The organism is Chryseobacterium sp. Marseille-Q3244, assembly GCF_940807095.1.
Taxonomy (GTDB): domain Bacteria; phylum Bacteroidota; class Bacteroidia; order Flavobacteriales; family Weeksellaceae; genus Chryseobacterium.
This window is the reverse complement of record NZ_CALNWX010000001.1, coordinates 614980-629114: the sequence shown is the minus strand read 5'-3', so window position 1 is coordinate 629114 and position 14135 is coordinate 614980. Positions and strand designations below refer to the sequence as shown.

The following is a 14135-nucleotide window of genomic DNA, read 5'->3' as shown; positions in this document are numbered from 1 at the left end:
ATGGCTGGGGATAAGCCTCATACTGAAGCAGGCTTTGATAGTAGATAATTACAAAAGGACCTTGTCCCTGCATTTTCTAAAAACATGTATAGGTTCATCACTCTCCCAAATTGCGCCTAATAAAGCCACACCATTCACTCCAAGATCAAAGACTTCCTGAATACGATGAGAATCAATTCCTCCCAAAGCAATCAGTTTTACATCCGGATTATTTCTTTGTTTTAAACTTTCAATAACTGTTGAATCAATTCCATATCCTTTTTTGGAAATACTTGGAAAGAATGGACTTATGAAAGCATATTCCCATTCTTTTTCCAGAGCATTATAAGTAGTGATCTCATGAACAGAAGTTGAAATCGTATTACCATTTATAAAAGGTTTGTATCTTCTTACTTTTCGGTCTTCTTCTCTAAAGTGTAATCTTGAAATTCCATAGTTTTTTCCAAGCTCATAATGATTATGCAGTACCAATTGAGCATAAAATGAAGGATCAATACTATCAATAAATTCAGTCATTTCTTGTAGGCTGGTCCAAGGTTTTCTGATATGAAGCAAATCAAGCCCATCATGAAACATTTGATTGATAATCTCTGATTCATTCGGAACTATGGTTTCAGGAGTGATGACGAGAATCATATATAAATTTCCTTTCCTTTTTCAATAAACTCTTGTGATTTGTCAAACATTCCTTTCTCTGCAGACTCACGAATTTCCTGTGTGATTTTCATAGAGCAGAATTTTGGCCCGCACATCGAACAGAAATGGGCAATTTTAGCTCCATCAGCAGGAAGTGTTTCATCATGATAAGCTCTGGCGGTATCCGGATCTAACGAAAGGTTGAACTGATCTTCCCATCTGAATTCGAATCTCGCTTTACTTAATGCGTTGTCTCTGTATTGCGATCCCGGATGTCCTTTTGCCAAATCCGCAGCATGGGCTGCTAATTTGTAAGTAATTACCCCTACTTTTACATCGTCTTTATTCGGAAGACCTAAATGTTCTTTCGGGGTTACATAGCAAAGCATTGCACATCCAAACCATCCGATCATTGCTGCTCCAATTCCTGAAGTGATATGATCATAGCCTGGTGCAATATCTGTAGTTAGGGGACCTAAAGTATAGAAAGGTGCTTCATCACATACTTCCAATTGTTTCTCCATGTTTTCTTTGATCATGTGCATCGGAACGTGCCCAGGGCCTTCAATCATCACCTGTACGTTGTGCTTCCAGGCAATTTTTGTTAGTTCGCCTAATGTTTCCAGCTCTGCAAACTGAGCCGCATCATTGGCATCAGCAATAGATCCAGGACGTAAACCGTCTCCTAATGAAAAAGCCACATCATACTTCTTCATGATCTCGCAAATCTCCTCAAAATGAGTGTATAAAAAGTTTTCCTTATGATGATACAAGCACCATTTGGCCATAATAGAACCCCCTCTGGAAACGATTCCCGTTACTCTGTTTGCTGTCAGGTGAATATATCTTAATAAAACTCCGGCATGGATGGTAAAATAAGAAACACCCTGTTCTGCTTGTTCTATCAAGGTATCTTTAAAAACTTCCCAGGTTAAATCTTCAGGTACTCCTTTTACCTTTTCAAGCGCCTGATAAATCGGAACAGTACCAATTGGAACCGGACTATTTCTGATAATCCATTCTCTGGTTTCATGAATATTCTTTCCTGTAGAAAGATCCATAATGGTATCTGCACCCCATCGGCAAGCCCAGACTGCTTTTTCCACTTCTTCATCAATACTTGACGAAACCGCACTGTTTCCGATATTCGCATTGATTTTTACCAGAAAATTTCGTCCAATAATCATCGGTTCACTTTCCGGATGATTGATATTATTCGGGATAATAGCTCTTCCTGCAGCAATTTCATCCCTTACAAACTCTGGAGTAATTTTGCTTTTTGGAGTATTCGCTCCAAAGCTGTTTCCGATATGCTGGCAAGCCATTTCTTTTGGAACCGTCGCAAGCTGTTCTATTCTTTGGTTTTCTCTGATCGCAATGTATTCCATTTCAGGAGTAATGATTCCCTGTTTTGCATAATAAAGTTGAGTCAGTTCCTTACCATCCTGAGCAACTTTAGGTTTATGATCGTAAGAAAAACGCAATTCATCAAGCTTTGGATCTGCCAGTCGGGCTTTCCCATATTCAGATGTAATTCCTTCCAGAATCGTAACATCTTCTCTGTCCAGAATCCATTGTTCTCTTATTCTTGGAAGTCCTTTCTGAATATCAATGATTGCATTTTCATCGGTATAAGGTCCTGATGTATCATAGATTGTTACCGGAGCATTTTCTTCAAAATCTCCATTAGTCAGCTTAGTAGGGCTAAGTTGTATTTCACGCATTGCTACATTGATAGGATGAATTTTTCCTTCAACATAAATTTTCTTTGAGTTCGGAAATGGCGAACATGTAATTGAATGAGCCATAAATATGGGTATTAAGTATGAGAATTATCCGCCCTGAGTGGCAGTAATGATTAAAATTGAATCTTGATTGTTAAGAGGAGTTTCCGCCCAGGCTGACAGCGGAACAATACGATTGTTGAGTGCTACGGCAATACCTTTCTTTTTTCCAGGTAATTCCATAGCCAATAATGCTTCCAGGTTCTCAGGAAGTACATCAAATGTTTTTCGGGTGTGGTTGATTATAAGTTCCATTCCTAATGATTTAAATATACTTTAGGAATGGCTATTATTGTACAATAGAATGTACAGCAAAAGTCATCTACTTTTCCCTACGCTGGTATAATCCAGATCAGGTTCAAAGGGTAAAGTCTCAGTCTGTAAAAACAGACACCCCTAAAGTGTGGGACGAAGTTAGCTATTTTTTCAGAATGGGCAAAATCAAATTTTCAGGAAACAAAAAATCCATCTCAACTTTGGAGATGGATCTTATTAATATTTATTCAAAATGCATTAATAGAAAAGCTTTAAGCTGCCATTGGTATTATATTGATTAGTCCAATTTGATTGATTCAGAAAAAATTCGGAGCTATAAGGTTGATATTCTTTTGAAATTCTTCTCTGAGGATTATTTTTTGATAATGAAAAGTAGAAATAATCTTCAAAAATTCCCAAATTCTTAAATGGATTTTGTGCAGAATCAAAATTATCAAATGTAATTTCGTTCGTAATGTATGCATCAATATTATTATGCTTTTCAGTTTTAGTTGCCTTTTCTAAATTTCCTGAATTATTATAAATAAACTTTTCTACATACGTCAAAATATAATCTTGTGGGTCAGTTGGATCGTATGGAACGTTAGGATATTGAGTTAAGATCTCCATTAACTTTCCTGAAGCGTCATAAGTATAGGTCAAATACTTATCCATATATGAATTATTAACCTCTGGAATAACTAATTTAATAACTCTACCTTGATTATCAAATTCAAACCTTCTTTCCTTCAATTGAACATTGAAACTAGGGTCAGAGCTATAGTTTTTCATAATTGCTGTATTTCCTGTATACGTTATCATTGTATACACTGATTTTGAATAAGCATAAGAAAACCCCGTGCTTCCAGAAAGTTCCAACTTTCCTCCTACTTTTTTACTAACTCTTCCCTGAGAATCATATTCGAAAATATAATTTTGTTCCAATTCATTAAACACAGGTGATAAAACAGGATAATTCCACGAGATTTTGCTTGTATTTTCAGTAACCGTCTGTTGTGAATTATCAATAGGCATTTCATCATTGTCTGAACAAGATGCCATAACCAGCAATGTGGCTAATAAAAGTGATTTGAATTTCATGTTATAGTTTATGATATGGTTATTCTTCACAAGCTCTCCAAACCGCATCATTCTGCGGAACAGGAGCTATGATTTCTATGTTTTCTTTAGTAACAGGATGAATAAATTCCAGTTTCCTTGCATGAAGATTAATTCCTCCATCCGGATTCGAACGTGGAGATCCATATTTTAAATCTCCTTTGATCGGAACCCCTGTTTTAGATAACTGAGCTCTGATCTGGTGATGTCTTCCTGTTTCAAGATCTATTTCAAGAAGAAGATAATTATCTAAAGTCTTGATAACATTATAGGTCAGGATTGCTTCCTTAGCTCCTTCAGTAGCTTTTGGAAAAACAATCGCTTTGTTATTTTTTTCATTCTTCTTTAAATAATGAACCAATCTTTGGCTTTGTGGAATCATCTCTTTTCCCACTACTGCCCAATACGTCTTTTTAACTTCACGATTCTTCACCATCTGGGTAAGGCGGGAAAGTGCTTTTGAAGTTTTAGCATAAATGACCAAGCCTGAAGTAGGGCGGTCTATACGATGAACCAAGCCGAGAAAAACATTTCCCGGCTTAGCATCTCTTATCTTTATAAAATTCTTAATAGATTCTAATAGTGATTCATCACCGGTCTTATCGCCTTGTACAAGCTGTCCGACTTTTTTGTTCACTACAAGAAGATGGTTATCTTCATATACAATCTGCTCCTTCATTCAATCTATCTGTTACGGTTTCTATTTGACATTGAAAGAATAATCCCTGCCAAAAGACCAATTGTTTTAAGTCCTGCAATCACTGGACTATCCGGCAACAAAGCTCCAATTACACAAACTCCTGCTGCGGCATACATCGCATACATAAAGTTTTTATTGGTCAGCATAGGTGCCTGAATAAAGAAACTTGCACCTATCAGAACATAGAATACTTTTCTGGAAAGCAAGTGATTGATTTCAGGTGAAAATAAATTGAACCAGCCTATAGCAAGACAGATTAATGCTGCAATAGATAATATTCCCTGGGCAGATTGTTGTTGATTTTGCATGAATTAATTTTAATAACTTTCGTTTTGGTTAGGGAACTCTACGCTCTTCACATCTTTTACATATTGAGAAACCGCTCCTGTAATTTCTGTGTAAAGGTCTAGGTATCTTCTCAAAAACTTTGGGCTGAAACCTTTGTTCATTCCCACCATATCATGATACACTAAAACCTGACCATCACAGTCTGCTCCGGCACCAATTCCTATTGTAGGAATAGAAATACTCTCAGTCACTTTTTTAGCTAATTCCGCAGGAATTTTTTCCAATACAACAGAAAAGCATCCCAGTTCTTCTAAAAGCTGAGCATCAGCAATCAGCTTTTCAGCTTCTGCCTCTTCTTTTGCTCTTACTTTATACGTTCCGAATTTATAAATAGACTGTGGAGTTAATCCTAAGTGTCCCATTACAGGAATTCCTGCATTGATTATTTTCTTAATAGATTTTGAAATTTCTTTTCCACCTTCAATTTTCACCGCATGAGCACCTCCCTCTTTCATCATTCTTACCGCAGACTCTAATGCTTTTTCAGGATTACTCTGATACGTTCCGAATGGTAAATCTGCTACCACTAGAGCTCTGTCGGTTCCTCTTACCACACTTTGAGCATGGTAGATCATTTGGTCTAATGTAATAGGTAATGTAGTTTCAAAACCTGCCATTACATTCGCTGCAGAGTCTCCAATCAAAATAGCATCTACTCCACCTGCATCTACCATCTTTGCCGTGGTAAAATCATAAGCAGTAAGCATTGTTATTTTTTCCTTGTCGAATTTCATTTTGCGCAAGGTTTCAGTCGTAACTTTTTTAATTTCAGAGTGAACAGACATAATTTATCTATTTTTTAAAAGTTAAAAAGTCGGCCATTCAGCCGACTTAAGTTTTTATGATTTTTATAAAACTACGTGACCGAGTTTCATGAGTTTATCGTGATTTAGAATCTTGATATTTCGTCCGTCAACTTCGATCAGGCTATCCTGTTTGAATTCTGAGATCAGACGGATGGCACTTTCTGTAGCTGTACCGATAATATTGGCAATTTCTTCTCTTGTTAACGAGATTTTGATAAATCCTTCCGGATCTACGCCTAATTTCTGTTCCAGAAGCAGCAATATTTCAGCCAGCCTTTCTCTTACCGTTTTCTGGGCAAGGAACGTAATAGTATTGGAAGATTCTCCTAATTCGTAAGAAATTTTCTGAAGCATTACGAAAGACAGTTGCGGATCCACCTCCAGAAGATACATAAAGATATCTGCTGGTAAGAAGACACACTCAATGTCTGTCATGGCTTCTGCTTTGGCTTGGAAGTTTTCCCCGCAAAGCAAAGAACGATAGCCGATAATATCCCCTTCTTTGATAAATCTTAAAATCTGATCTTTTCCAAATGCACCTGATTTTGAAAGTTTAGCGGCCCCTTTTTCAAGCACGAAAACCCCTTTTGGAGTCTCTCCGTCTTCAAAAATAGTATCGTGTTTCTGAAAACTCAATCTTTTTTTACCGTTAATATATTTTTCAAAATCTGCGCTAGAAAGTCTTTCCTTAAAAGATTTATCATTAAAAACTCTGGCGAACCTCTCTTCAATGGCTATCTGTTGTTCCTGCGGCATTTTATATGATATTTATCACAAAAATAGAACTTTTTAACTCGATAAACAAAAAAAATTGTTATAATTTTGTAGTTCAATATTTTAGGGAGGTGAGCGAGAACTGTTTTCATTGTGGTCAAGGTATAGAAAAAGAGAGAATTTTGTTTGACGAAAAGACTTTCTGTTGCAATGGCTGTAAGTCTGTTTATGAAATTCTGAATATAAATAATTTAAGTAATTTCTATGAACTTAATAAAGGGGCAGGAATTCGTCCAAACGATGAAAATTCTACCCAGTTCGATTATTTGGATACTCCGGAAATTTTTGAAAAAGTTACCGACTTCTCTGAAGGAAATACCAGTCTTGTCACATTCAAGATCCCTGTAATTCACTGTTCTTCTTGTATCTGGCTATTGGAAAGCCTTCATACGCTGAATCCTTACATTAAATATTCTCAGGTTAACTTCACAAGAAAGACCCTGCAGATCTCATTCAATCATAACGATCTAAAATTAAGCGAACTCGCTAATTTTTTAACGAATTTAGGATACAAACCTGTTATTAGCCTTGAAACTGCTGAAAAAAATGTTGACCATCTTGATAAATCACTTCTTGTAAAGTTTGCGATTGCAGGTTTTGCTTTCGGAAACGGGATGTTTTTAGCATTCCCTGAATATGTAGGTGGAGAAGATTATTGGATGGAGCATTACAAGGGGCTTTTCAGGGTTTTGATGTTCTTATTAGCCTGTCCTGTTGTATTTTATTCTGCTTCAGATTACTATAAATCTGCATGGTACGGATTAAAAAATAAAATTGTCAACATTGACGTCCCTATTGTATTAGGAATATTCGTTCTTTTTGGAAGAAGTATTTATGAAGTAGCAACAGATTACGGACCTGGTTATTTTGACACCCTTTGCGGACTTTTGTTCTTTATGCTGATGGGTAAACTGTTCCAGAAAAGAACCTATAGCGCTCTTTCTTACGACAGGGATTACAAATCATTCTACCCTATTGCTGTAACCAAGGTAGACTTTGAAGGAAAGCAAGAAAATATTCTTCTTTCCGAAATAAAAGTTGGAGACAGAATATTAGTTAGAAACCAGGAAATCATCCCGGTAGACGCAATTCTTATCAACGGAGAAGGAAACATTGACAACAGTTTTATCACAGGAGAAAGTGAAAGTATCAGCAAACAACCGGGAGACAAAATTTTTGCCGGTGGAAAACAGATAGGATCATCTCTGGAACTGGAGGTAATTAAGGATGTTGACCAGAGTTATCTTACTCAGCTCTGGAATAAAGAGGCCTTCAAGAAACACGAAACAGGTCTTGATACTCTAACCAACAATATCAGTAAATACTTTACATTTATCATCTTAGGAATTGCTCTTATTTCCGGAATTTACTGGGCATTCATCGATTTAGAGAAAATGTTCCAGGTTGTTTCAGCAATTCTCATCATTGCCTGTCCTTGTGCGCTTGCCCTATCCGCACCCTTCACTTTCGGACACATTATGAGAATTTTAGGTCGAAATAAATTTTATGTAAAAGACACCCTAACGATTGAAAAAATTGCCAAATTAGATACTATTGTTTTTGATAAAACCGGAACCATCACTCACAGGAAAAGATCAAACATTAAGTTTGAAGGTTCTGAAATCAGCGAATTTGATCAACTGAATATCAAAACATTATTAAAGAACTCCAATCACCCTCTTTCTAAATCACTTTATGAATTCATTGAAGTGAATGACGATTATTTCCCAGTGGAAGACTTCCAAGAAATCTCAGGAAAAGGATACTTGGCAAACGTAAGAGGAAATCTTTATAAAATTGGTTCTGCCCGTTATAACAATCAAGAACCTAAAAACCTAGAAACCGCTGTTTATATCAGCAAAAACAATGAATTCTTAGGCAAGTTTATCTTTAAGAATGAATACAGACCTAAACTTAAAGATCTATTCAAGAAACTCACCCACTACAAAATATTTATTCTGAGTGGAGATAATTCCTCAGAGGAAAATCAGCTTAAAGAGCTCATTCCAAACTACAAAGGAATGGCTTTCAATCAAAGTCCAGAAGACAAATTGAATTATATCAAAAATCTCCAGGATCAAAACATGAAAGTTGCCATGCTTGGAGATGGACTGAACGATGCAGGAGCCCTAAAGCAGAGCAATGTAGGTATTGCTATTGCCGATGACACCAACAGCTTTACCCCTTCTTCTGACGTTATCATGAATGGTGAAAAAGTAGTGACTTTAGACAACTATCTGAATGTCTGCAAAGGCTCCATCACCATTGTGAAAATGACATTTATAATTAGTTTTCTTTACAATATCGTTGGGTTAAGTTACGCAGTTACAGGGCACATGCATCCGCTTTTCGCTGCTCTCATCATGCCAGCAAGCTCTATCACGGTAGTTACATTTACGACAGTTTCAACATGGATACTGGGTCGCAAATACTTCAAAAAACAGGCTTAAACCCTCTTATTTAGACTGATTTTAAATTAGCTGAAATCGGCATTTCGTGATGAATGTCATTATTTTTCACTAAATTTGAACCCCGAAAATAGGTTAATTTTGTTGTCCAATGGATATTCTATATTTAATGATCGTCTGCAGTGTTTCTTTAGCTGCGATCTTCCTGGTCGTATTTATAGTGTATGCCAGAAAAGGGCAGTTTGAAGACGACGAATCTCCTGCTGTCAGAATCCTTTTCGATGATGAAGTCAAGGAAAAAGATGAAACTGGCGACAAAAATAAAGACGAGAAAGAAATAGGAGAAAATAATAAAAATTGAGAAAAATAGTGAATAGTTGATATGGAAACACAAAAGTTTAGTTATGACAATAGTATTGTCCGTGCGTTCCTCTATGCGACCATTATCTTTGGTTTCATAGGATTTACGTTCGGGCTTACGGCGGCATTAATGCTTTTCTACCCTGAATTACCTGAATTCTTATTCGGTACAGATGATACAACCATTAAAAGTTTGGCATCGGGTAATATTCAAGGGTTAATAAACACTCATGGAGCGTTTGGTTTTGGTAGAATCAGAATGTTGCACACCAATACCGTGATCTTTGCGTTCGTGTGTAATATTGTTTATGTAGGGGTATACTACTCTACGCAAAGATTATTGAAAACAAGAATGTACAGTGATACATTATCTTGGATTCATTTCTGGACATGGCAGTTTATGATCGTTGCTACGTTCATTACCTTCTTTATGGGTATTAACACTTCTAAAGAATATGCTGAACATGAGTGGCCGATCGATATCCTGATTGCATTCTCATGGATCATTTTCGGGGCTAATATGATTCTCACTATTTCAAAGAGAAGAGTAAGACACCTTTATGTTGCTATTTGGTTCTATCTTGGAACTTGGGTAGCAGTAGCAATGCTTCACATCTTCAACAATCTTGAAGTTCCATTATCTTTCTCTGGCTGGAAGTCTTATTCTGCATATGCAGGAGCAAAAGATGCCATCGTACAATGGTGGTATGGTCACAATGCGGTAGCATTCGTATTGACAACTCCGGTTCTAGGTTTAATGTATTACTTCTTACCAAAAGCGGCAGACAGACCTGTATTCTCATATAAGCTGTCTATTATTCACTTTTGGTCACTAATCTTCGTATATATCTGGGCTGGTCCTCACCACCTTCAGTATACCGCTCTTCCAGCATGGGCACAGGCAGTAGGAACAGGTTTCTCTATCATGCTTATCGCACCGTCTTGGGGAGGAATGTTAAATGGTCTTCTTACCTTAAGAGGAGCTTGGGATAAAGTAAGAGAAAATCCTATCCTTAAGTTCTTCGTAGTAGCTGTTACTTGTTATGGTATGGCAACGTTTGAAGGACCACTATTGGCAACGAAAAACATCAACAAAATTGGTCACTTTACTGACTGGGTTATCGGTCACGTACACTTAGGAGCTCTTGGATGGAATGGTTTCATGGCATTCGGGGTTATCTATTATCTGGTACCTATTATGTGGAGAACAAAAATTTGGTCTGTAAAATTAGCTAACTGGCATTTCTGGTTAGGGACTTTAGGAATTATTTTCTATGCAGTACCAATGTATATTTCCGGATTCACACAAGGATTAATGTGGAAACAATTCAACCCAGACGGAACATTATTATGGAAAAACTGGTTGGATACTGTAACAGCGATTATTCCTTACTTCAAAATGAGATTCTTAGGAGGTATCTTCTATATTTCCGGAGCAATCTTAATGATCGTTAACGTAATTGCTACGGTAAGAAAAGGATCATTCCAGAAAGAAGTTCCTGCTGAAGCACCTGCATTAGCAAACATCGGGAACAAACGTAAAGAAGGAGAAGGATTCCACCTTTGGTTGGAAAGAATGCCATTATTGTTAACAGTATTATCATTGTTTACAATTTCAATAGGAAGTATGGTTGAAATCATCCCTACCCTATCCCTTAAGAAAAGTGTACCTACTATTTCAGCAGTGAAGCCTTATTCTCCGCTTGAACTTGAAGGTAGAGATATTTATATCCGTGAAGGATGTAATGCTTGTCACTCTCAGATGATCAGACCGTTCAGAGATGAGATTACAAGATTTAACGGTAAAAACGGACAGTACTCTAAAGCTGGGGAATTTGTATATGACAGACCATTCCTTTGGGGATCTAAGAGAACAGGACCGGATTTACATAGAGAAGGAGGTAAAAACCCAAGTTCTTGGCACTACAAGCACATGTATAACCCAAGATCAACCTCTGCAGGTTCTATCATGCCTCGTTACCCTTGGTTAATTGCTACTAACTTAGACAGATCTAAAATGGTAGATAAATTGAAGCTGATGAAGAATACATTTGATGTACCTTATACAAAAGCTCAAATTGACTCTGCAGATAAGTGGGCAGACAACCAATCGGCAAAAATTGTAAAAGATATCTTCTCTGAAGCAAATGACTTGAAAGAGGCTTATGCTAAGAGACCTCAGGGAGAATTAGAGAAAAAAGAAATTATTGCTCTTATTTCTTACCTTCAGAGATTAGGAACAGATATTAAAACAACTGAAATTAAAACAGCAAGTAATAACTAAAAACATTAAAGGTTAGTATGATTCCTCAGAACTTTAAAGATATATTATCCAATACAGAAAATGCTGGCTTCTACCAGACACTGGCTCTGATTTTCTTTATGCTGTTCTTCGTAGCTCTGGTAATCTATGTTTTTAGCAAGCCTAAGAAATATTACAAAGAGGAAGAAGAAGCTCCCCTTGGAGAGGATGAAGACGACGATTTTAATTTAAAAAATTAAACTATTTTTTATGAAACAAAGAACACCTGTTGTTGTAAACATCTTGATAATAATCGGACTTTTAATAGTTTTTTATTATTTGTTTGTGCAGAGCTACGCGTTCCTAGCTTCGCCTTACTTCTGGGGAACTGTTGTGATAGCTGGTATCCTTGCCTTTATCCACAGTGCTATTGGAGATTTGATTGAAAACAACAAATTCAAAAAATTATCTCCGGAAGAGAAAGCGGCTTATTTAGCTGAAAAGAAAATTCCTTTCTTCAAAAGAATGTATGCAGCTGCCTTCAAAAAGCAATCTGATACGGAAGAAAAAGATATCCTTATAGACCATGGTTTCGATGGAATTATGGAGCTGGATAACCAATTACCAAAATGGTGGGTAGGTTTATTCTACTTTGGGACTGCTTTTTGTATTGTATATATTGCAGCGTATGCGTTTACAGATTTCGCTCACCCATTAAGCGAATATGAAAAAGAATACAAAGAACAATTGGCAAGTATTGCAATTTATGAAGCAAGCCAGCCACCTGTAACAATAGAAACAGCTAAATATTCAGCTGATAATATTGCAGAAGGTAAAGAATTATTCAAGACAAACTGTGCATCTTGTCACAAAGAAGACGGTAGTGGAGGTATTGGTCCAAACCTTACTGATAACTTCTGGATCAACCAGCCTGAGAAGACGTTATTCAAAAACGTATTCCACATGGACTGGAATGGTTCTCCTACTAACCCGGCGATGAGAGCATTTGGTAAAAACGGGGAAGTTTCTGGAGCTGAAATTGAAAAGATTGCAGCGTATGTATATCACATCAACCAGGAATTACCGCCAGTGACTCAGGCTCAAGGAGGAGCTGCTCCTCAGGGAACTGAAGCACATTGGGAAAAAGAATAATTTAGAAAATTAGAAACATATGAAAAAAACATAATTTGTTATTACCTTAAAAATAGTAACGAATTATGTTTTTTCTTTTTTAAACACATTACAATATGTCAGACATAGAAGAAATAGAAGTACGAGGCGGACAGGGACAGGTTCTGGACCCTGAGACTTACAGAGATTCTATCGGGACAATGGAGCAATCCGGTAAAAGAAGATGGGTATTTCCGAGAAAACCAAAAGGGAAATACACCAACTATAGAAACATTGTAAGTTATCTACTATTAATCATTTATTTTTCATTACCGTTCATCAAAATCAATGGTAACCCATTGTTGATGTTCAACGTCATAGACAGAGAGTTTTTCATTTTTGGACAGCCTTTCTATCCTCAAGACTTTTTTATCCTGACTTTAGGTGCCATCGCATCTTTAATCTTTATTATCGTTTTTACGATTGCATTCGGAAGAATTTTCTGCGGGTGGATTTGCCCTCAGACAATTTTTATGGAATCCATTTTCCGTAAAATCGAATATCTGATTGAAGGTGACCGAAACAAGCAGATGAAGCTGGACAGACAGGAATGGGACAGCGAGAAGATCTGGAAAAGAACTTTAAAATGGTCTGTTTATATCATTATTTCACTCATCATCACTCACTTTATGTTTATGTATATTGTGGGATATGAACAAGTATTCAAAATTGTTTCTGAAGGACCCTTTACGCATCCTACCAATTTCATTGTAATGATTCTGCTTACTGCTGCATTTTACTTTGTATTTGCGTGGTTCAGAGAACAGGTATGTACTTTGGTATGCCCATACGGAAGACTTCAGGGAGTATTGATTGATAAAGATACAATCAACGTTTTCTATGACTTCAAAAGAGGAGAAAACAGATCAAAATGGAGAAAGGGTGAAGACAGAAAAGCAGCCGGTAAAGGAGACTGTATAGATTGCCATCAGTGTGTAGTCGTATGTCCTACCGGAATTGATATCAGAGACGGGCAGCAGCTGGAATGTATCAACTGTACCGCTTGTATTGATGCCTGTGACGAAGTCATGGAAAAAGTAGGTCTTCCAAAAGGCTTGGTAAGGTATGCTTCTGAAAATGAAATTGAAAAACAAACTCAGTTTAAATTTACAGGAAGAATGAAAGGATTCAGTATATTCTTATTTCTTCTGGTAGGATTCTTAGGGTATCTATTATACAGCCGTGGGGAAATGGAAGCTAAATTCATTAAGCCCGCTGGAAGCACATTCTTTGTGAAAGAAGGAAAAATTATCAATACTTATAATTATACTTTCCTGAATAAAACCAATGAAAAGAAAATTGTTACCATCAAGGTAATAGATCCTGCACATGGAGAAATCACTTACAGTGCATCTAGTAAAATTCAGGTAGATAGAGATAAAATTACCAAAGGAACTATCAATATCAGCTTTCCGGAAGATGAAATGAAGCTTTCTAAACAGAACATTACGATCGGAGTTTACGATATGAAAGGTAAACTGGTAGATTCTTATCAAACTTATTTTGAAGGACCATTTAAATTACAATTTTAAT

General features: G+C 36.7%; 14 protein-coding genes and 1 riboswitch. Of the genes, 6 read left to right on the top strand and 8 right to left on the bottom strand.

The window, feature by feature from the left end; genetic code table 11:
* Positions 1-48 precede the first annotated feature (48 nt).
* From NBX25_RS02905 to NBX25_RS02870, 8 genes are all read right to left on the bottom strand, one after another.
* Positions 49-636, bottom strand: coding sequence for a thiamine phosphate synthase (locus NBX25_RS02905; protein WP_250252751.1), 588 nt, complete (start codon positions 634-636; stop codon positions 49-51).
* Positions 633-2444, bottom strand: coding sequence for a phosphomethylpyrimidine synthase ThiC (gene thiC, locus NBX25_RS02900; protein ID WP_250252750.1), 1812 nt, complete (start codon positions 2442-2444; stop codon positions 633-635). Before thiC ends, NBX25_RS02905 begins: the two co-directional genes overlap by 4 nt.
* A gap of 24 nt (positions 2445-2468) precedes the next feature.
* Positions 2469-2675 carry a sulfur carrier protein ThiS gene (gene thiS / locus NBX25_RS02895; protein ID WP_123858171.1) on the bottom strand — a complete coding sequence of 69 codons (207 nt, stop codon included), beginning with the start codon at positions 2673-2675 and terminating at the stop codon, positions 2469-2471.
* Positions 2676-2732: 57 nt separating this feature from the next.
* Positions 2733-2828: riboswitch (TPP riboswitch) on the bottom strand.
* 105 nt (positions 2829-2933) lie between these two features.
* Complete coding sequence (locus NBX25_RS02890; protein ID WP_250252748.1) at positions 2934-3776, bottom strand: hypothetical protein; 843 nt, start codon at positions 3774-3776, stop codon at positions 2934-2936.
* A gap of 19 nt (positions 3777-3795) precedes the next feature.
* A complete protein-coding gene (locus tag NBX25_RS02885) occupies positions 3796-4473 on the bottom strand; it encodes an RluA family pseudouridine synthase (protein ID WP_123909738.1) in 678 nt (225 codons plus the stop codon).
* Between the two features lie 5 nt (positions 4474-4478).
* On the bottom strand, positions 4479-4802 hold the full coding sequence (locus NBX25_RS02880; RefSeq protein ID WP_250252746.1) for a hypothetical protein: 324 nt from the start codon (positions 4800-4802) through the stop codon (positions 4479-4481).
* A 9-nt stretch (positions 4803-4811) separates the two neighbouring features.
* Positions 4812-5627: a 3-methyl-2-oxobutanoate hydroxymethyltransferase gene (panB, locus tag NBX25_RS02875; protein WP_123909736.1), complete on the bottom strand. Its 816-nt coding sequence runs from the start codon at positions 5625-5627 to the stop codon at positions 4812-4814.
* A gap of 63 nt (positions 5628-5690) precedes the next feature.
* Positions 5691-6404: a Crp/Fnr family transcriptional regulator gene (locus tag NBX25_RS02870; protein ID WP_065400912.1), complete on the bottom strand. Its 714-nt coding sequence runs from the start codon at positions 6402-6404 to the stop codon at positions 5691-5693.
* An 89-nt stretch (positions 6405-6493) separates the two neighbouring features.
* Here NBX25_RS02870 and NBX25_RS02865 point away from each other — a divergent pair, with 89 nt between their 5' ends.
* The 6 genes from NBX25_RS02865 (at position 6494) to ccoG (ending at position 14134) form a co-directional block, all read left to right on the top strand.
* Entirely contained in the window at positions 6494-8872 is a 2379-nt protein-coding gene (locus NBX25_RS02865; RefSeq protein WP_123909735.1) for a heavy metal translocating P-type ATPase, read from the top strand.
* A gap of 109 nt (positions 8873-8981) precedes the next feature.
* A complete protein-coding gene (ccoS, locus tag NBX25_RS02860; protein ID WP_068939164.1) occupies positions 8982-9191 on the top strand; it encodes a cbb3-type cytochrome oxidase assembly protein CcoS in 210 nt (69 codons plus the stop codon).
* A 21-nt stretch (positions 9192-9212) separates the two neighbouring features.
* Entirely contained in the window at positions 9213-11474 is a 2262-nt protein-coding gene (gene ccoN, locus NBX25_RS02855; RefSeq protein WP_123909734.1) for a cytochrome-c oxidase, cbb3-type subunit I, read from the top strand.
* Between the two features lie 17 nt (positions 11475-11491).
* Positions 11492-11692: a cbb3-type cytochrome oxidase subunit 3 gene (locus NBX25_RS02850; protein WP_045501410.1), complete on the top strand. Its 201-nt coding sequence runs from the start codon at positions 11492-11494 to the stop codon at positions 11690-11692.
* Between the two features lie 10 nt (positions 11693-11702).
* Positions 11703-12584, top strand: coding sequence for a cbb3-type cytochrome c oxidase N-terminal domain-containing protein (locus NBX25_RS02845; RefSeq protein WP_123858180.1), 882 nt, complete (start codon positions 11703-11705; stop codon positions 12582-12584).
* 95 nt (positions 12585-12679) lie between these two features.
* The gene (gene ccoG / locus NBX25_RS02840) at positions 12680-14134 is read left to right on the top strand and encodes a cytochrome c oxidase accessory protein CcoG (RefSeq protein WP_123909733.1); all 1455 of its coding nucleotides are present in this window, start codon (positions 12680-12682) and stop codon (positions 14132-14134) included.
* Position 14135 lies beyond the last annotated feature (1 nt).